The following is an 18,957-nucleotide window of genomic DNA, read 5'->3' as shown; positions in this document are numbered from 1 at the left end:
CTTAGATGTGGACGGCCTGACGGAGCTTGTTCATTTCGTCGGCGGTCAGTTCGCGGAATTCACCTGCGGGCAAATCGCCCAAGGTCATGCGGCAATAGCTGACTCGCTTCAGGTCGCGAATTTCATAACCGACGGCTCGCATCATACGGCGGATTTCGCGGTTCTTTCCTTCGATCAGGACTAGTTCTGCAAAGCCGTTTTCCAGATAGATGTCGGTAGCGAATGCGATTTCTTCCTGGTCGGAATCTTCATCGCGGATGTCTACGCCGTCTACCAGGCGCTGGCAGGCGTGTTCGCTCAAGGGGCGGTCTGTCCAGACGTAATAGCTACGAGGAATTTCAAAGCTGGGGTGGGTGAGGCGGTGGAGTAGTTCCCCGTCGTCAGTGAACAGCAACAGACCGCGGCTCTGCAAGTCCAGACGGCCCACATATTTCAAGCTATGGTATCCGGGAGGCAAAAAGTCATAGACGGTCTGACGGCCCTGAGGGTCGTCCTTGGTGCAGACGCAGCCAGCAGGCTTGTGGAACATGATGGTGGTGGTCTTCTTGGGAAGGCGGGCTTTCTTGCCATCTACAACCACCTGGTCCTTGTCTTCGTCCACCTGATGGCCCAAGTCTCGAATGACTTCGCCGTTGACCATGACCTTGCCGTCTTCGATGAGTGCTTCTGCTGCACGACGGCTTGCGATTCCACAGAGGGAGATGAATTTATTGATTCTCATAATATTAGGGGTTAGGGGCTAGGGTCTAGGGGTTAGGGCTGCGGGAGGCAAGTGTAGGCTGTTCGGGATGTTTCATCTTTTTGACATCTATACCCTGTACCCTAGTCTCTAATTTCTAGTTTCTATTCTCTAGAATGTTCTTTTCCTTCGTCTTTTGTTTAATGAGCGGCATCGTCGCCTAATTTTCACTAATCATTTTTCTTGAGCCAGGGTGGGGTGCGCTTGGCCTTGGGCTTTTCTTCGGGTTCAGCTTCCGGCGGATATAGCAAACCGAAACGTAAACCGGCAGTACTTATTTTGAAACTTTCTACGCGGAGTTTTTCCAGAAGGGACTTGAGCCAGAACAGACCGCAGATAATCACGTCGTGACGGCCGTTTTCCAGGCCGGGCAGCATGGCACGCAGTTCCTTGGAAAGGTTGGTAATGCGGGTGGTGACGGCATCCAGATCGCGGATGGTCAGTTCCAGACCTTCGATAGCCTTGTAGTCAAAGACCTGCTTGTTGAGGTAGACCATGGCTAGGGCGGTTCCTGTACCGCCTATCAGGTGGACCTGTTTCTTGGTCATACCCTTGAAGGATACGTCCTTGAAGGCTTCCTTCACAAACTTCTTGTATTCGGGGCCAGGAATGGGGCCCATTTCCTTGAACATCTTGAGAGCGCCCACGGGAATGGAGAAGGTAGTTTCCCCGTTGGAAAGTTCCGTAGAGCCACCGCCAATGTCCAGGGTGACAATGTCCTTGCCGTGCCATTCGCGGACGGAACGGAAGGTCAGCTTGCCTTCCTGTTCGCCAGAGATAATCTGGGGACGTACCCATAGGGCTTTTTCTACAGCGTCCAGAACCTGTTCGGAATTCTCGGCCTTGCGCATGGCTTCCGTTGCGGCAGCGGCCTTCAGGTCGGCGCCCAGAGCGTGAAGGTCCATACGGAACTTGGTCATGATGCGGGTCAGTTCCTCGATGCGCTTTTCGCTGATGGAGCCGGTCTCGTAAATGTCTTCGCCCAGACGGCAGACTTCAACCTTCTGCAGTTTGGGGACCAAAATCTTGCGGGGCACTTTGGACACTTCGGTCTCTTCGGCCCCTTGGCTTTGTTCGGGGGCTTGAGTTTCTTCGGTTGGAGAGCTTGTCGAACCATCGGTTGGCTCAGCGACCTGGGGGGCGGCGGGTGCGTCTTCGAAAGCTGCAATCAGCATGATGCAGCTATGGCTTCCGATATCGACCGTGGCGATGAGCTTATTGTTCATCTTCGGACTTGTCCTGGGAGGATTCGGCGGCCTTGGTTTCTTCGGCTTTCTTCTGGAAGCCGGCCTTGATCTTTTCCGCAAGCTTTGCGGGATTGGTCAGAAATTCCTTGGCGAGTGCAATTGCTTCTTCCACGATAGAATCGGGATGCTTGCCTACCCAGCTTGCCACCAGGTCGCCAGATTCGCTGCCCAGTTCCTTGCCCTGACGCAGTTCCTGACCCATCTTGAGGGCCAGCAGGAGGCCAAGTTCGAAGGCGCGGGGCTCGGACTTTCCTTCCAGAAGTTTTTCGACGCGGGTAATGCGTTCCTCGTAGGGGACGCTTTCAAGTTCAGCAAGGTCTTTTTCAGAAATCATGACGTAAAGGTAGAAAAACAAAAAGTCCTCCGCAATGCGGGGGACCTTTTACAAGAGAGAATCTTGTGCTAGAAGGATTACTTCTTCTTTGCAGGTGCCTTCTTAGCGGCAGCCTTAGGAGCAGCCTTCTTAGCAACCGGCTTAGCGGCAGCCTTAGGAGCAGCCTTCTTAGCAACCGGCTTAGCAGCGGCCTTAGGAGCAGCCTTCTTTGCTACGGGCTTAGCAGCAGCCTTAGCGGGAGCAGCCTTCTTAGCAGCGGGCTTAGCAGCAGCCTTGGGGGCAGCCTTCTTAGCAGCCGGCTTAGCGGCAGCCTTAGCAGGAGCCTTCTTAGCAGCGGGTTTTGCAGCAGCCTTAGCCTTAGCGGGGGCAGCCTTCTTAGCAACAGTCTTCTTTGCAGTAGCCATTTTTCTTCTTCCTTATGGTTGTTGTGAATTTATTGTCTATAAAATAACTTTAATTCAACAAATAATCAACAACTTTTTTTCGTAAAATGAAAATTTTTATGAAAAATTTTGTTATAAGTGATTTTCATTACATGCTGGTGATAGTTTGTTTGTATCACTCCCAAATTCTTTGTCTCAAACTCTTGCTTATTTTGTCTTGACTGGTCAAAGAAAACAAAAAAAAGGTTCCGTGATGGAACCTTCTGGATTTTATGTCGCAGCGAGTTTTCAAGCGCTAGATTTTTTCGTTGACGCTTGCGATGTACTTCTTCATTCCTTCCACGCCGGCGCTGTAGATATCTGCAAACTTCGTGGCGAAGGGAGGAATCTTACGGTTGTGAAGTCCCAGGGCGTCGTGCATCACCAGCACCTGGCCGTCGGTGAACTTTCCGCCGCCAATGCCGATGGTTACTGCCTTTACCTGGTTGGTAATGTGGGTTCCCAGTTCTTCGGGGATGTGCTCCAGGACGAATTCGAAACAGCCTACTTCATCGGCGTACTTCGCAGAATCCATGACCAGCTTGGCCTCCTCTTCGGTGCGGCCTTTCTGCTTGAAGTTTTCCGCAGTCTGGGGGAGGAGTCCGAAGTGGCCGCAAACGGGGATGTTGTTGGCGATGAGCTTTTCGAATACACCTTCCTTGATGCCTTCCAGCTTGACGGAGGAGGCGCCTGCGTCCATGAAACGGCGGGCGTTGTCATAGGCCAGCTGGGGATTTTCGTCACTGAGGTAGGGCATGTCTGCGACCACATGGGTGTTGGGGGCGCCGCGACATACGGCAGAAACAAAGATCAGCATTTCTGTCATTCCCACTTCGCGGGTGCTCTTGTAGCCTAGCATGGTATTGGCAAGACTGTCACCTACCAGAATCTGGTCGATGCCGGCTGCTTCTGCCATTTGGGCGAAGGCGAAATCGTAAGCGGTAATCATGGATACTTTTTCGCCTCTGACTTTTTTTTGCATTATGTCATTTGCGGTGAGCATAGTTTTCTAATCTCCTGTAACCATTGAATAGAATGAAGTTCCTTGAGGAAGCCGATATGGTTTCGAAGGTAGGCGAGGAGGGCGTTTTCCACAAAGGGGCGCTGTTCGCCTGTGATGTTTTGATTTTCGTCGGGATGGCTCGTCGCGAAAACCTGGGGAGAGGGGGCGCGTAACGCCCATAGGCCCTGGAGGGTTTGGGACTTTGCTCGGGGCGTGTCGATCCCGAGGCAATCCTTACAGATGAGACCGCCTGTTTCCGGATGGAAGTCTGCGGCAGCCTGCTGGAGGGGCTTTTCGCACCTGCTGCAGGACGTAAGGTCCAGATGGTAGCCCCACAGGTCGCTTGTATCCAGAAGCCACCGGGCGAAAATGTCCTGGCGGGGCGTTTTCTGGTTCAGTTCATCCAGCGCGGAGTTGAGCAGGACGAATTCATCCTGGAGGGGAACGCCTTGGGGTGCGTATTTCAGGACGATTTCCGCCATGACTTGGGCGACCGCCTGACTCATGAGATCGTTACGTAAATCCTCACGCCAGTTCAGGAGGGACGCTTCCTTCACGAAAATAAGCCCACCGTCGGCAGAATTTGCCTTTTGCGGGCTTTCGCGGAAAACCACTTCCGAAAGGGCCAGAGGGTCCAGGGCTCCCTTGAAGGGGGAATCCTTGCGCTTGGCCCCTTTCAGGATAAAACTCACGATACCGCTCTCTTCGGTGAGGGCCTTAACGATTAAGCTTGAATCGCTATAAGAAAACCGATGAAGAACGATGGCGCGAGTCTTGATCATCTTGCGGGATAATCTTTACTGCTGGACGGGGAACGGGGGCCAACCCAGCTTCTGTCCGCCTACCACATGGAGGTGGATGTGGAATACGGTCTGACCTGCGTCTTCCTTGCAGTTAAAAACAAATCGTGCGCCTGATTCTTCCAGGCCCAGTTCCTTAGCAATACGCTGTGCCTGGAACAAAAGCTTACCGACCAGTTCGCAATCTTCGGCCTGCATTTCCATGATGCTGGAAATGTGCTTCTTGGGAACGACCAGGAAGTGGACCGGAGCCTGAGGGGCGATATCGTAGAAGGCGAATACATCGTCGTCTTCGTAGATCTTCTTGGAGGGAATTTCACCCTTGATAATTTTGCAGAAAAGACAGTTTTCACTCATAGTGACTTGAAAATTAGAAAAAAAGGGAGAGATTTTCACATATTGGAAAAAATAATGGCGGGTTATGGGAAAACTTGATTTATTGCTTATTTTACGTGATTTTGGCGAAATGTAACAGTTTTAAAATCTTTACAAGTCCTGTAGAAATTGCTATCTTGCGCGCCGAAAAACACGTTTCCCTGGCGGATTTGCTGAATTGTACCGCGACGGAAACACACAAGGAGAAATAAGATGACCTTCGAAGAAAAGGCACTTGCATACCACGCTAACGGCAAACCGGGTAAGATCGAAGTTGTTCCTACCAAGCCGCACAGCACTCAGACCGATCTCGGCCTGGCATACACCCCGGGTGTAGCAGTTCCCTGCTTGGAAATTGAAAAGAATCCGGAAACTGCTTACGACTATACCGGCAAGGGCAACCTGGTTGCAGTGATTTCTAACGGTACTGCAGTTCTGGGCCTGGGTGACATTGGCGCCATGGCTGGTAAGCCTGTGATGGAAGGTAAGGGCCTTCTGTTCAAGATCTACGCAGGTGTGGACGTTTTCGATATCGAAGTGAACGAAAAGGATCCCAAGAAGTTCATCGAAATCGTTAAGGGTATCGCTCCTACTTTCGGCGGCATCAACCTGGAAGACATCAAGGCTCCGGAATGCTTCGAAATCGAAGAAACCCTGAAGAAGGAATTGGATATTCCCGTGATGCACGATGACCAGCATGGTACTGCAATTATCTCCAGTGCTGCTCTCGTGAACGCTCTGGAAATTGCCGGCAAGGACATCGACAAGATCAAGCTGGTGGTGAACGGTGCCGGTGCTGCTGCTGTGGCTTGCACCAAGCTGTACCTGTCCCTGGGCGTCAAGAAGGAAAACGTGGTGATGCTGGACTCCAAGGGCGTGATCTACAAGGGTCGCGGCAAGCTCACTCCGGAAAAGGAATTCTTCGCTACCGAACGTGAAGACGTGAAGACTCTGGAAGAAGCCATCAAGGGTGCAGACATGTTCCTTGGCCTTTCCAAGCCCAACATCCTCACCAAGGAAATGATCCAGTCCATGGCTGCAAAGCCTATCGTGTTTGCTCTTGCAAACCCCACACCGGAAGTTTCCTATGATGTAGCAACCTCCGCTCGTGAAGACGTTATCTTCGCAACCGGCCGTAGCGACTATCCCAACCAGGTGAACAACGTTATCGGCTTCCCCTACATCTTCCGCGGTGCTCTGGACGTTCGCGCTACTGCTATTAACGAACACATGAAGCACGCCGCTGTACGTGCTATTGCAGCTCTCGCTCGCAAGCCGGTGCCTGATGTAGTGAACATTGCTTACAACTCCGAACGCTTCAGCTTCGGTCCCAAGTACATCATCCCCAAGCCGCTGGATCCGCGCCTGCTGACCGACGTGTCTATTGCAGTTGCTAAGGCTGCTATTGAAAGTGGCGTGGCTCGCAAGCCCATTACCGACTGGGACGCTTATGCTGATAGCCTCCGCGACATGATGGGCTACGACAACAAGCTGATCCGCGGTTTCGAAAACATGGCTCGCTCCAACCCCAAGCGCGTTGTATTCGCTGAAGGTGCTAGCGTCAACATGATCAAGGCTGCTATCCAGGCTAAGGAAGAAGGCATTGCATTCCCGATCCTTCTGGGTAATCCGGAACGCATCAAGGAAGTTGCTGACAAGGAAAAGCTGGATATCTCCGGTCTCGATGTGGTTAATCCCCGTTCTACTGCCGAAGCTGATCGCCGCTTCAAGTATGCTGGCATCTATGCCGAAGAAAACGGCCGTAACGGTGTGACCTTCGAAAAGGCTCGCGACGAAATGTTCGAACGCAACCACTTCGGTATGATGATGGTGAAGACCGGTGATGCAGACGCATTCGTCTCTGGTGCAAACTCCAGAATCACTACCTCCATCGAACTGGCTAAGGACATTATCGGTATCCGTCCGGAATACAAGCACTTCGGTGCTATGCATATCCTTTCTACCAAGAAGGGCACCTTCTTCCTGGCTGATACCCTGGTGAACCGCGATCCCGATGCAGAAACCCTCGTTGATATTGTCAAGCTCACTCACGACGCCGTGAAGTTCTTTGCACACGAACCGGTGATGGCTATGCTTAGCTACGCTAACTTCGGTTCTGACAACAATGCTGCCCGCGGTACTGCAAACACCGTTCAGGAAGCAGTTAACATCCTTCACGAACAGTATCCGGACTACGCTATCGACGGCGAAATGCAGGCTAACGTTGCCCTGAACAAGGATCTTCGCGACAAGAAGTATCCCTTCAACACCATCAAGGGTCAGGACGTTAACACCCTCATCTTCCCCTGCCTCTCTTCTGCAAACACTGCATGCAAGATGCTTCTGGAAATGGGTGTTGGCGAATCCATCGGTCCTGTACAGATGGGCTTGAAGAAGCCGGTTCACTTCACCGATGCCGACGCTTCTGTCCACGATATCTTCAACCTGACCGTTGCTGCCGTCATCGACGCAATCGTTCAGGAACGTATCGACAAGGCTCGTCCCGTGAAGTAATGGATTATAAATCCCCGCAAGATTTTACTGCGGGTATTTAGGAAAAGAGTTGTATCTGAACAAGGTACAGCTCTTTTTTGTAGATCTTTTTTTATCCAAGCGGGCTGTTCCTGCTGGGGTTCTTTAGAACATACAGAAAGCCCGACCCACAAGGGGCCGGGCTTAAACACATCCCAAATTTTCGCGCGGTCAATTGGACTTAGGACTTTGGGGATTTACAAATCCTTAGGGCCTGCGGTCTTTACTTCAGAATCACCTTCTGGCTGTATACCTGGCTGCCCTGCTTGATGATGAGCATGGCGGCGCCGCGGTAGTTGGCCTTCAGCTGAACGGTGTTGTTGCCGGAGCGGGTCACGAAGCTTTCGCTAGCAATGACCTGACCCATGGTGTTCATGATCATGGCCTTGCCCTGAACGTTTGCCTGTGCGGGGAAGGTGGCGTTCACGAAGCCCTGCTGGACGTTCACGAACATCTTGCTTGCTGCGATGGCTGCAGGCTTGATGGCGGTGATGGGGGCTGCAAAGGTGGATGCAACCAGCTTGCCTTCTGCAATGCCTTCCAGAGTGGGGGTCTTCTTGTTGAAGTCGTTGAGGACTTCAAGGGTGCCGTCCTTCTTGATAAGCATCAGGTTGTCCATCTTGACGGTTCCAGTAACCAGGGTGCCGTAGATGTTCAGGCCGATGGCGTTCACGGAAGATGCGTTGAAATCGTTGGACATGTCTTCGAACATCACCTTATAGGTTGCCTTGCCTGCTTCGATATCCAGGTTGTAGTCATGCCATGTCCAGGAGGAACCTGTCATTGCGAAAACGGATGCGCTTTCCCAACCATAGGTTTCGCCGTCCAGGGGGCCGCCGTTGGCAATGTCGATTTCTGCATCAAACTGAATGCCTATATACTTGCTCCAATTCTTGCCGCCCAGGTCAATACGCATGGTGCCCACTTCGCTGGAGTCGGTGCGACCGGTAGTGGTGTAGGTAATGGACAACATCTTGTTGGAATCGTCCTTGCTTGCTGCGACCAGGGAATCGATAACGGAATGTCCTTCAAGAGCTGCCAAGCTATATTCGGCACGCAGGGCATTCAGAGTTTCGATGTCGACGATGTCACCGACCTTTCCGCCGTATTTCTTGGTCTGGCGACGGATGATGGTCATGTTGCCATTGCCTTCATCGCCAGTATCCCATGCGAAGGTCACGATGTTGTGAGCCTTGGCGGACTTTGCCACGGAACCGTACCAGGCTGCACGACCCTTCAGGTGGAGGCCCAGGTTATCGCCGGTGATTTCTTCGAGGCGCTTGACTGCACCGAATTCGCCGATGATTACGGGAATACCCTTGCTACCGAAGGCGGTTTCAAGCTTTGTGAACTGAGCTTCGGTATAGAGCTTGGTGCCCAAGGTGGTTGCGCTGGAACCCATGTTATGAGGTGTGTCGGTGGTAGAACCCATTCCGTCGAAATAGTAGAAGCACTTACCCCAGGTAGCGTCTTCAGTCATGAGGGAGAACTGATACGGATAGTAGTGGGCTTCGGCCATGGTGTAGCCTTCGCCAGCGGGGTCGGTAGGATAATCACTTGCCAAAAGTTCATACTTGTCAATTTCGGTACGGGGCATCTGCACCACCACGGTACGGGTGGCGTTGTTGCCGCCGGCGTTACGGACTGCCTTCAGGCAGGCTTCGTGGTACTGACGCAGAACCTTCATACGGGCGGCATCAAAACCCCACTGGCCGTTGTCGGTACCGCCATCCATCCACGGGTCGTTAACGCCCGGTTCGTTGGCAGATGCAAAAATCAGATGTTCATCGTATTCGGCGAACTTGGCCGCAATCTGGCCCCAGTAGGCTTCTTGCGTTGCTGCCACGGTGGCTGCACTGTTGGTGGTTGCGCCATTCTTGTCGTAGCCTGCGCCATCAAAGACGTGGTCTTCCAGCCAGCCGCCATCCCAGTGGGAGTTCAGCACGGCGTACATGCCTTCGCCAACGACCATGTCCACGACGGTCTTGACGGAATCCAGCCAGCCGGCATTGATCACGCCATTGGATGCGTGAGAATCCCAGGCGCAGGGAATGCGGACGGAGTTAAAGCCTGCAGCCTTGATAGCCTTGACGTATTCGGCTGTGGGGAAATCGTTACCCCAGATGGTGGGATTACCGGGGGCTTCCATGGTATTACCGATGTTGTAACCCATGCCCATGTCTGCTACGAGATCTGCGGACTTGGGAAGTGCGAATGCGCTAGTGGCAGCCATGAGGCCAAAACCACAGGCAAGACCGAAGAAATTTTTCAAAACCATAAACACCTCGTTAAGATTATTGCACTAATGAATTTATACTCCGGATGGAGATATGTTTCGAAAAACGTATTCCACGTTGTAATATGTGGTGTAAAAATCTCAACGGGTGTGGTGGCGTTTTTTGCTTAAAAACGAAGAAATCCATCCCAAAATGGGACGGATTTCTCAACAAAACGGTTAATCTTGAAGAATTTTACTTCAGGATGACTCGCTTGGAGTAGGCGACCTTACCCTGCTTCACGATCAGCACTGCTGCACCGCGGTAGTTGGTGGAGAGCTGCACGCTGTTGGAGCCCGGCATAGCGGTAAAGTGCTTTGCGGCCACTTCCTGACCCAGGGTGTTCAGCAGCATGACGCTAGCCTGAGAAGCTCTGGGAGAGTGGAAGGTGGTGTTCACCAGACCCTGCTGGATGGAAACCTGCATCTTGCGAGATGCGGTTGCAGTGGGCTTGATGGCGGTGCTCGGAGTAGTGGTGACGCCCCAGTCGCCGGTTGCGTTTGCCTGGATGAGAGATCCCTTTGCAATACCACCGTAGCTTGCGCCCTTCTTGTTGAAGTTGTTCAGGGTGTCTGCAGTACCGTCGGCCTTCCACAGGAGCATGTTGTCCAGATACATGTCGCCGGTGAACTGAGTGCCGTAAAGGTTAATGCCGATGGCCTTCATGTCGGTAGGATCGGTAATGGCCATGCCGGTAGCACCGAAAGCAATCTTGTAGTTGTCCAGGAGGCCAAGGTCTTCAACGTTACCCAGGCTCACTTCCTTCCAGTCCCATTCGCCGGACATGTTGAACAGGGAAACGCTTGCCCAGCCGTATTCAGCACAACCGTCGCGGGTCTGATCCAGGCAAGGACCTGCAGATTCGCCGGCTACACGCATGTCGAAGGAGATTGCAACATACTGAGACCAGTCCTTACCGCCCAGGTCAATACGTACCGTACCTGCTTCGGAAGAGTCGGATTGAACAGTCTTGTAAGTGACGTGGAGAGCCTTGTCACCAGCCTGAATTACAGGAGTGGTGCCGCCGCCGATCACAGCGGTCATATTGAATGCTTCGCGGATGGCGTTGATGGCGTCTGCGTCCACAATCTTGCCCACAGGAGCGGACTGACGGCGGATATAGGCCATGTTGTCGTAACCATCGGTGCTTTCGTTACCCATGTCCCAAAGAACAGGGACCACACCGTACTTCTTGGCGGCAGCGGCAACGTCCTTGTGCCACTGGACACGACCCTTCAGGTGCTTTTCCAGATCAGCACCGTCCAGATCCGGAGTACGGATGTTGGCGCCGAATTCACCGATGAGAACAGGATAGCCCTTGTCGGCATAGTTGCTCTTCATCTTGGCGAACTGGGTATTCACATGCTTTTCGGTGTAGTAGGCAGCGTCCACAGAACCTGCCCAGGCGTTATAACCAGCGTTGCGCTTGGGTTCGGTGGTGCTCAGGAAGTCTGCACCATAGAAGTACTGGGGAATAATCTTTTCGTTGTTCGGTGCGCCCCAATCCTGTTCTTCGTACATGAGGGTGTACTGGTACGGATCATAGTAATGCACTTCGAACATCAGGTAGCCGGTCTGGGTGTCGGTGGGGAATACGGTCACCGGAGCGCTCTTTACGGACTTGTCGATGTCTGTGTTCAAACCCTGAATGATCAAGGTGCGGGTTTCGTTACCGGGAACGGCACGAACTGCGTTGATGAAAGTCTGGTAGTAGTGCATCAAGGTGGACACATGGTTTGCGGTCCACTTGTCGCCCAGGTTGGAACCCGGTTCGTTGGCGCCTGCGAAAATCAGGTGTTCGTCGTAAGCAGCGAACTTCGTTGCAATCTGGGTCCAGTAATTCTTCATCTTGGTATCGACGGTGTTGTCCACGGTTTCGTCGATGTGAGTCTGGAACCAGCCGCCTTCACCTTCGTGATGGATGTTCAAAACGACATAAAGCTGGTTAGCGATGGCGTAATCCACAACGGTCTTTACGGAGTCCAGCCAGGTTTCGGTAATGACGCCGCCCGGTGCGTGGGAATCCCATGCGCAGGGAATACGAACGGTGGAGAAACCTGCTGCCTTGATGGAATCCATCAAATCCTTGGTGGGGAAGGGGTTGCCCCAACCGGTGGGGTCATTAGGCACTTCCATGGAGTTGCCGATGTTAAAACCAAAACCCATCTTTGTGACGAGATCGGCGGATTTGGGGAAAGCGGCAAAGGCGGAAACGCCAGCCATGAGGCTGAGACCTGCAGTAAGGCCCAAAAGTCTAGAATAATTCATATTGCTCCTTTGACGGGAAAATTCCCGTTTCCAACCCAAAGGAACCAAACAACCGTTAATAAAGTTAAATAGGAAAGCCTTGTTTAGGATCAAATTAAACGTGATGTTGTAAAATAGCGGTGCAATATGTTCAACGGATGTTAATGAAAATTTACATCGAAAGAGGAGGCTTTTGATACCCCGCTGAGATAATAAAACTTGTGTTTTTTGACGAAAAAGAAGAAATCCGGACGTTGCCGCCCGGATTTCTGGTTTGTCTGGATGAGAGTATCTTTTTTTTAGCGCGTTGAAAATTTACTTCACGGAAACCTTCAGGACCTGATTTCCGCTCTTGGCGATGTAGGATCCCTTGCGGAGACCTGCAAGGCTCAAGATTGCCTTGTTGGAGAGGGCGCGAACTTCACGAATCAGATTGCCGTTCATGTCGAAGAGACGGATGGAAGCGCGATTGTCCTGTGCTACCAGCATATTGCCCTGGCGGGTAAGGGTTGCGTTTGCCACCTGCGGGGCAAGGATTCCCAGGATAGCCTCGCTGCTGGAACTGGTAACCACGGGTGCAACAGAACTGCTAGAAACAACCGGCTGCACAGAACTGCTGGAAACAGCGATGCTAGAACTTGAAACGACTGGCTGCACGGAGCTAGAGGATATGGTGACGGAACTGCTGGAAATATCCGGTGTTGCTGAACCGCCAATAACCGGCACGCCGCTGCCGGGAATAAAGGCTTCCGTATGGGTAACGCCGGTATTATTGTAGGTTCCCATACCGTAAACGCCGCGCATGGCGTTGATGATTTCCGGTTCGATTACGTTGCCCATCTGGCCGCCGAACTTGTTTGTCTGGCGGCGGATGTAGGCCATGTTGTCGTATTCGGCAGCCTCGTTGCCCATGTCCCAGAGAATGGGGGTGACACCATTGTTCTTGGCGGCGGTAACCACATCCTTATGCCACTGGATTCGTCCTTTCTTATGGAGTTCCAGGTCGGAACCACTCAATTCCGGAGAACGGTACAGGGAGCCGAATTCGCCGATAATGACGGGGTAGCCCTTGTCCACATAATGGGCTTTCATTTTTGCGAATTGCTTGTTAGGAAAGCCGATCCCTGCCTGTTCAGAATCGACGGCGTTTGCCCAAGCGTTGTAACCGCAGTTGCGCTTGGGCTCGCTAGCCTTCTGGTAGTCTCCGTAGTAATATTGGGGCAAGATTTCCTTGTCTCCCCAGGTCTGTTTACTAGTCATGAGCACATACTGATAGGGACCGTAAAAATGTACCTCGAACATGAGGCGGCCGGATACCTTGTCCTTGGGGAAAATGCTGACGGGTGCGAGGCTGTCGGACTTGTCGATATCGGTCTGGAGACCCTGAATAATCAAGGTGCGGGTGCCGTTATTTCCGCCTGTAGCGCGGACGGCATCAATAAATGTCTGATAGTAGCCCATCAAAACCTGGGCGTGCTGGCTTGTCCAGGTAAGACCTTCCTGGCCTTCGCCCGGTTCGTTGGCGCCTGCAAAAATCAGATGTTCGTCGTAATTCTTGAACTTGTCTGCAATCTGGGTCCAATAGTTCTTCATCTTGGTGTCAAGAGTGTTGTCCTTGTAGGTGGACATATGGGTCTGGAACCAACCGCCTTGACCTTCGTGATGGATGTTCAGGATGGTGTAGAGGCCATTACGCATGGCGTAATCCACCACCGTCTTCACGGAGTCCAGCCAAGTTTCGGTAATCTTGCCGTTCTGTGTATGGGAATCCCAGGCGCAGGGGATACGGACGGTGTTGAAACCAGCTGCCTTGATGGAATCCAGCAGGGCCTGGGTGGGATAGGGATTGCCCCATCCGGTGGGATCGTTGGGCACTTCCATGGAGTTTCCGATATTGTAACCCATGCCCATATTCTTTTGAATACTTGCTGCGGAGGGGAGTTCTGCCTGAGCGAGGCCGAATGCGCAAGCCAGTGCGGCGCCAAACATCAATTTTTTCATATCATCCCTTATGTTTTTCCAAATCACCGAACATAAATATAAAGGCGTGGAATGTGGAACGTTCACAAAAAAAGTCCGCCCCACGGATAAGTGGTGCGGAACTTTCAACAGATGTAAATTTGCGGTTTCTTTTAAAAAATGGCGAATTTACTTGATTTTGACCTTTAGAGTGGTGGAACCGCTCTTGGCGATATACATTCCGTTGCTCAGGCCGGTGAGGCTGAGGGTTGCATTGGAGGTGGAGCGAACTGCGCGAATCAGGTTGCCGTTCATGTCGAAGAGGCGGATTTCAGCGCGGTTACCCTGTGCCACCAGCAGGTTGCCCTGACGGGTGAGGGAGGCCCTGGGGGATTGCGTTGTGGCGTCGAGGACCATCGGTGGAACCTGTTGGTTGCTGGAGCTAGAGGCTGCCGGCTGCACGGAGCTGCTGGAAACGGTGGTCTGCACGATGGGGGGTAACACTACTTCGCCTACACCAAAACTGCGCTTCATGGCGTTCATGGTGGCGGTGTCCACGATGGCACCCAGGTCGCTACCGTACTTTGCCTGGCGACGGATAATGGTCATGTCCCCATCGCCGTCGCCACCGGTTTTACGTTCGTAGCCCGTGTCCCACACGCAGGGTACCAGGCCGTGCTTTTTCGCGGAACCCACGGTATAGCCGTACCAGGCGGCAACTGCCCTCAGGTGCTTATCCAGATTGAAGTCGGATTGACCTACGCGGCTGTAGCGCTTGTTGATGCCCATTTCACCGATGACCACGGGAATGCCCTTCTTCACGAAGGTGTTTTCCAGCTTGCTGAACTGGGATTCGATAAAGTTCTTGGAACCAGTGGCGTTGCCGCTGCAGGTGCGGTTTGCATCGCCAGTGGTTTCGCTTTCCCAGTAATAGTAAACCTTGCCCCAGCTTTCGTCTTTTTCCATAAAGGCGAACTGGTAGGGGTAAAAGTGAGCCTCGGCCATGGTGTATCCAGAGCCTGCCGGGTCCGTGGGGTAGCTGTTAGCCAGCATGTCGCTGTTTTCAATTTCGGTGCGGGGCATCTGTACGATGATGGTGCGGGTGGCGTTGTTTCCGCCGCTGTTACGGACCGCCTTGATGCAGGCTTCGTGATAGGACTTGAGAACCTGCATTCTTTCATTGGTAAAAGCCCACTGTCCGTTTGCTTGCCAGGGATCGTTGACGCCGGGCTCGTTGGCGCTGGCGAAAATCAGGTGTTCGTCGTAGTCCTTGAAGTAGTCTGCAATCTGCTTCCAGTAGCTGCTCTGTTTAGCGGCCAACTGTGTGGCGGAATTGCTGACGAGGCCCGTCTTGTCGTAGCCCTGGCCATCGAATACGTGGTCTTCCAGCCAGCCTTCGTCCCAATGGCTGTTTAGCAAGACATACATACCGTAAGAAATGGCGGCGTCCACCACTCCCTTTACGGTTGCGAGCCAGGTTGCGTCAATGGTGCCGTTGCTTGCGTGGGAATTCCAGGCGCAGGGAATGCGGATGGTATTGAAACCCGCCAGCTTCACCGCCTTGATGACGTCTGCAGACGGAACAACGTTACCCCAGGCGGTAGGATCCTTGGGAACTTCCATGGTGTTGCCCAGGTTCCAGCCCAGACCCATGTTGGGGTAAATTTCAGTTGCCTTGGGGAGTGTGGCTGCGTTTAACAAGCCGAATGCGCATGCGAAAGCTGCGCCCAAAAGCAGTTTTTTCATAATGGTCCTCTAAATTTTTCCTAAACACCCCTCGTACCACCAATACGAAGGACCAAATCACCGATGTGTAATCTATATAAAAAATGGAGCAAACGTTCTTATGAAACGTCTGCTCTTGAAAAAAGATTTGAAGAAATTACAATGATTTGTGCTGAAACGGGACTTGTTAGTGGCTCAGCTGGCTACCGATAATCACAATGGCGTTGCAAACGATGATTATGCCGATAATCAATGCAATTGCCACTTTGGGAGACATTTTCTTAGGATTTTGATCTGCCATAGGTTTCCTCTTGTGTTTAAAAAATCATTTGGATGGTTTAATGGGCAATCAGCCAGTTTTCGCCGAAGCCGACGCTGGCTACTAAAGGAACTTGCAACTTCATGGCGTTTTCCATTTCGGACTTTACCATGGCGGAGAGTTCTTCAACGCGGTCGCGGGGACATTCGAAGACCAGTTCGTCGTGAACCTGGAGCATCATCTTCAGAGGCAGGGCTTCGTCGTTGATTCTCTTCTGGATGCGGATCATGGCAATCTTGATGAGGTCCGCGGCACTGCCCTGCACGGGAGTGTTTACTGCCATACGTTCTGCCATCTGGGATTCCATGCGGTCGGAGCTGTCGATACCTGCGATGTAGCGGCGGCGTCCTGAGAGGGTCTCCACGTAACCGTCGCGATGGGCGTTGGCCTTGGTGCTTTCGATGAACATCTGAACGCCCTGGAACATATCGAAGTAGCCCGTAATAAAATCCTTGGCCTGACCCATGGGAATTTTCAAGTCGCGAGAGAGGCGGAAGGCGGTCATACCGTAAAGAACGCCGAAGTTCACTACCTTGGCGTCGCGACGCATATCGCTGGTGACGTTTTCCAGCGGTACACCGTAAATAGCCGCCGCGGTACGGGCATGAATATCAATGTTGTTGCGGTAAGAATCGATGAGGGCTTCGTCACCACTCAAGTGAGCCAGCATTCTCAATTCAATCTGAGAGTAGTCTACGGCGAGAATCACGTTGTCCGGATTCTGCGGGACGAAGGCTGCGCGAATTTTCTTGCCCAAGTCGCTACGAACGGGAATGTTCTGCAGGTTGGGATCACGGCTGGAGAGGCGGCCTGTTGCTGTACCCCACTGGATAAAGCTGGTATGAATACGCTTGGTCTCGGGATTGACCAGAGTGGGCAAAACGCTCACGTAGGTACTCTGCATCTTCTTCAATTCGCGATATTCAATGACGGAGGCTACGAAGGGACTTGCAGTCTCATAGAACAGTTCTTCCAGGACGGTTGCGTCGGTACTACGTTTTTTCACTTCACGCAAACCTAGGGTGTCGAACATGACCTCGGCCAATTGCTTGGGGCTTCCGATGTTGAATTCCGTTCCCGCCATGTCACAAATGTCTTTTTCAAGATTTTCAATGCGACGCTGCAGTTCAAATTCCAGAGTTTTCAAGCTGGGAACGTTGACCGCGATGCCTACGGATTCCATCTGGTATAGCACCTTCAGCAAAGGCATTTCCTGCTGGTAGAAATACTTCTCGTAGTCGTATTTCTGTAACTGCTTCTGTAGGGGTGCCCACAGGCGTAAGGTATAAACTGCATCTTCTGCACCATACTCGGTGGCGGCTGCAATCGGTGTGCGGTCGAAAGTAATCTGGCTCTTGCCGCGGCCAATAAGATTCTCGATGGGAATCATTTCGTGCTGCAGCTTTTGCATCACTTGATTGTCCAAACCGAGGCCGTTTTCGCCGGGGCTTAACATCCATGCGGCAATGAGGGTGTCGATGATGTTGGCGTTATCAATCTGCTGCTGTGTCAGACCGAATGCTCGAGCCAGAACGTGCAAGTCGAACTTTGCGTTATGGAAAACGAAGGCGCGCGTCGGACCCTCGGCAGGCTCGGGGACCTTGCTGAAAAAATCAACGAACCATTCCTTCACCAGGTTGATATCGAAGTTTCCGCCCTTTGCTACGGGCTGCGGGAATCCGATTTCATCCCGATGGTTCAGGGGAATGTAATAACCCTTGCTAACCGTATAGTCGGTGCGCTTGCTTTCAGCGTCGACGACGCTCTCGCTTGCGTCAACGGCGGCAATGCACAGTCCCACAAGGCCGCACTGCATAGGATCCAATCCGTCGGTTTCCGTGTCCACTCCAATGAGGGGAGCCGCTGCAAACTCTGCTTTCATCTGTTCAAAGACTTCAGCGGAATCCACGCAAATGTAGGTGGGCAAGACGTCCTTGGGCATGTCAAAATCTGCACGGGTCACGCCTGCGCCTTGGACGCTTTCCGAACCGGATTCGCCTGCGCTCTCTGTGCCAGATTCATTTTCAGAACCCTTAACGAAACCGGTCTTGCTGGGTATCTTTTCCAATAGTCTCAGCAGGCTGTTGATCTCGTGTTCCTTGAACATGTCGGCCAAGGTGTCTACATGAATGCCTGTGTATTCCAGGGCGTCCAGGCTGCCGTTGAAGGCACGCTTGGTCTGGAGGGTGACCAGTTCGCGGCTGAGGAATGCCTGTTCCTTATTGTTGGCCAGATTGTCGTGAAGGCCTTTCTTCTTGATGTTATCGATGTTGGCGTAGATGTTGTCCATGTCGCCGTATTCTTCCAACAGCGTAATGGCGGTCTTGGGACCAACCTTCGGTACGCCAGGAACGTTATCGCTGGCGTCTCCCATCAGGGCCAAATAGTCACGGATTTTTTCCGGCGGCAAGCCGTACTTTTCAAGAACCTGATCCGGGCCGAAGTCAATGCCGTCGGCGCCTTTTTCCAGATGGAACAGGTGAATCTTGTCGTTCACGATCTGGCTCATGTCCTTGTCTTTACTGATAATCAGAATGCGGTCGAAGCCTGCTTCTGCGGCGGCTACGGCAGTACTTGCCATGACGTCGTCTGCTTCGTATCCCGGTTCCGACAAGAGCGGGATTCCGCTGGCGGCAAGGGATTCGCCAAGGAGAGGCATCTGGGCTGCCATTTCTTCGGGCATGGGGCCGCGATTGGCCTTGTAATCCGGATACAATTCGTGGCGGAAAGTCTTGGTGTGGGCCACGTCTCGGGCGATTGCAAAATGAGTAGGCTGATGCTTGGCGAGAATCCTCAGGACGGCGCCCCAGTAGCCGTGCATCATGGACACGTCTTCGCCCGCGCTGTTTTTCAGCGGGTTCTGGGAGTAGGCATAGAACATGCGGAACGCTAATGCGTAGGAGTCAAGCAAAAGTAAGGTTTTTTCAGCCATAATGCGAATGTAGAAATATGTTCACCCTTCGTCCATCATCCTCATAA

13 protein-coding genes are annotated in these 18,957 nt (G+C 52.5%); 1 reads left to right on the top strand and 12 read right to left on the bottom strand.

Annotated features, from left to right (window positions below; translation table 11 throughout):
* Position 1: 1 nt before the first annotated feature.
* The 7 genes from BUB59_RS10780 to BUB59_RS10750 form a co-directional block, all read right to left on the bottom strand.
* On the bottom strand, positions 2 to 721 hold the full coding sequence (locus BUB59_RS10780) for a pseudouridine synthase (protein ID WP_073229791.1): 720 nt from the start codon (positions 719 to 721) through the stop codon (positions 2 to 4).
* A gap of 188 nt (positions 722 to 909) precedes the next feature.
* Entirely contained in the window at positions 910 to 1,965 is a 1,056-nt protein-coding gene (locus tag BUB59_RS10775; protein WP_073229789.1) for a Ppx/GppA phosphatase family protein, read from the bottom strand.
* Positions 1,955 to 2,320 carry a hypothetical protein gene (locus BUB59_RS10770; RefSeq protein WP_073229848.1) on the bottom strand — a complete coding sequence of 122 codons (366 nt, stop codon included), beginning with the start codon at positions 2,318 to 2,320 and terminating at the stop codon, positions 1,955 to 1,957. Before BUB59_RS10770 ends, BUB59_RS10775 begins: the two co-directional genes overlap by 11 nt.
* A gap of 77 nt (positions 2,321 to 2,397) precedes the next feature.
* A complete protein-coding gene (locus BUB59_RS15220; RefSeq protein ID WP_200778831.1) occupies positions 2,398 to 2,724 on the bottom strand; it encodes a hypothetical protein in 327 nt (108 codons plus the stop codon).
* A gap of 274 nt (positions 2,725 to 2,998) precedes the next feature.
* Positions 2,999 to 3,691, bottom strand: coding sequence for a 3-methyl-2-oxobutanoate hydroxymethyltransferase (panB, locus tag BUB59_RS10760; protein WP_234980026.1), 693 nt, complete (start codon positions 3,689 to 3,691; stop codon positions 2,999 to 3,001).
* Between the two features lie 32 nt (positions 3,692 to 3,723).
* Positions 3,724 to 4,527 carry a DNA repair protein RecO gene (recO, locus tag BUB59_RS10755; protein WP_073229846.1) on the bottom strand — a complete coding sequence of 268 codons (804 nt, stop codon included), beginning with the start codon at positions 4,525 to 4,527 and terminating at the stop codon, positions 3,724 to 3,726.
* Positions 4,528 to 4,542: 15 nt separating this feature from the next.
* Complete coding sequence (locus BUB59_RS10750; protein WP_073229785.1) at positions 4,543 to 4,902, bottom strand: histidine triad nucleotide-binding protein; 360 nt, start codon at positions 4,900 to 4,902, stop codon at positions 4,543 to 4,545.
* 231 nt (positions 4,903 to 5,133) lie between these two features.
* On the opposite strand from BUB59_RS10750, the gene BUB59_RS10745 reads away from it, so the two are divergent.
* A complete protein-coding gene (locus BUB59_RS10745) occupies positions 5,134 to 7,434 on the top strand; it encodes an NADP-dependent malic enzyme (protein WP_073229783.1) in 2,301 nt (766 codons plus the stop codon).
* A 241-nt stretch (positions 7,435 to 7,675) separates the two neighbouring features.
* Here the strand turns inward: BUB59_RS10745 and BUB59_RS10740 are convergent, their stop codons facing one another.
* The 5 genes from BUB59_RS10740 to polA form a co-directional block, all read right to left on the bottom strand.
* On the bottom strand, positions 7,676 to 9,730 hold the full coding sequence (locus tag BUB59_RS10740) for a glycoside hydrolase family 5 protein (RefSeq protein WP_073229780.1): 2,055 nt from the start codon (positions 9,728 to 9,730) through the stop codon (positions 7,676 to 7,678).
* 193 nt (positions 9,731 to 9,923) lie between these two features.
* Positions 9,924 to 11,996 carry a glycoside hydrolase family 5 protein gene (locus BUB59_RS10735; RefSeq protein ID WP_073229778.1) on the bottom strand — a complete coding sequence of 691 codons (2,073 nt, stop codon included), beginning with the start codon at positions 11,994 to 11,996 and terminating at the stop codon, positions 9,924 to 9,926.
* A gap of 294 nt (positions 11,997 to 12,290) precedes the next feature.
* A complete protein-coding gene (locus tag BUB59_RS10730; protein WP_083540290.1) occupies positions 12,291 to 13,976 on the bottom strand; it encodes a cellulase family glycosylhydrolase in 1,686 nt (561 codons plus the stop codon).
* A 147-nt stretch (positions 13,977 to 14,123) separates the two neighbouring features.
* Entirely contained in the window at positions 14,124 to 15,680 is a 1,557-nt protein-coding gene (locus BUB59_RS10725) for a cellulase family glycosylhydrolase (RefSeq protein WP_073229774.1), read from the bottom strand.
* A 317-nt stretch (positions 15,681 to 15,997) separates the two neighbouring features.
* Positions 15,998 to 18,910 (bottom strand): DNA polymerase I, encoded by a 2,913-nt coding sequence (gene polA / locus BUB59_RS10720; protein ID WP_073229772.1) that lies wholly within the window; start codon positions 18,908 to 18,910, stop codon positions 15,998 to 16,000.
* Positions 18,911 to 18,957 lie beyond the last annotated feature (47 nt).

Origin of the sequence: Fibrobacter sp. UWEL (genome assembly GCF_900142535.1) — a bacterium.
In the GTDB taxonomy this organism is placed as follows: Bacteria; Fibrobacterota; Fibrobacteria; order Fibrobacterales; family Fibrobacteraceae; genus Fibrobacter.
Note: the sequence above shows the minus strand (reverse complement) of the source record. Positions and strands in the feature narration are given on the sequence as shown.

Excerpts from the sequence above, each read along its gene's own strand:
- BUB59_RS10775 (WP_073229789.1), bottom strand. The coding sequence starts at position 1,965 with ATGAACAATAAGCTCATCGCCACGGTCGATATCGGAAGCCATAGCTGC.
- BUB59_RS10725 (WP_073229774.1), bottom strand. The coding sequence starts at position 15,680 with ATGAAAAAACTGCTTTTGGGCGCAGCTTTCGCATGCGCATTCGGCTTG.
- BUB59_RS10730 (WP_083540290.1), bottom strand. The coding sequence starts at position 13,976 with ATGAAAAAATTGATGTTTGGCGCCGCACTGGCTTGCGCATTCGGCCTC.
- BUB59_RS10750 (WP_073229785.1), bottom strand. The coding sequence starts at position 4,902 with ATGAGTGAAAACTGTCTTTTCTGCAAAATTATCAAGGGTGAAATTCCC.
- BUB59_RS10780 (WP_073229791.1), bottom strand. The coding sequence starts at position 721 with ATGAGAATCAATAAATTCATCTCCCTCTGTGGAATCGCAAGCCGTCGT.
- BUB59_RS10735 (WP_073229778.1), bottom strand. The coding sequence starts at position 11,996 with ATGAATTATTCTAGACTTTTGGGCCTTACTGCAGGTCTCAGCCTCATG.
- recO (WP_073229846.1), bottom strand. The coding sequence starts at position 4,527 with ATGATCAAGACTCGCGCCATCGTTCTTCATCGGTTTTCTTATAGCGAT.
- BUB59_RS10745 (WP_073229783.1), top strand. The coding sequence starts at position 5,134 with ATGACCTTCGAAGAAAAGGCACTTGCATACCACGCTAACGGCAAACCG.
- BUB59_RS10770 (WP_073229848.1), bottom strand. The coding sequence starts at position 2,320 with ATGATTTCTGAAAAAGACCTTGCTGAACTTGAAAGCGTCCCCTACGAG.
- polA (WP_073229772.1), bottom strand. The coding sequence starts at position 18,910 with ATGGCTGAAAAAACCTTACTTTTGCTTGACTCCTACGCATTAGCGTTC.
- panB (WP_234980026.1), bottom strand. The coding sequence starts at position 3,691 with ATGATTACCGCTTACGATTTCGCCTTCGCCCAAATGGCAGAAGCAGCC.
- BUB59_RS10740 (WP_073229780.1), bottom strand. The coding sequence starts at position 9,730 with ATGGTTTTGAAAAATTTCTTCGGTCTTGCCTGTGGTTTTGGCCTCATG.
- BUB59_RS15220 (WP_200778831.1), bottom strand. The coding sequence starts at position 2,724 with ATGGCTACTGCAAAGAAGACTGTTGCTAAGAAGGCTGCCCCCGCTAAG.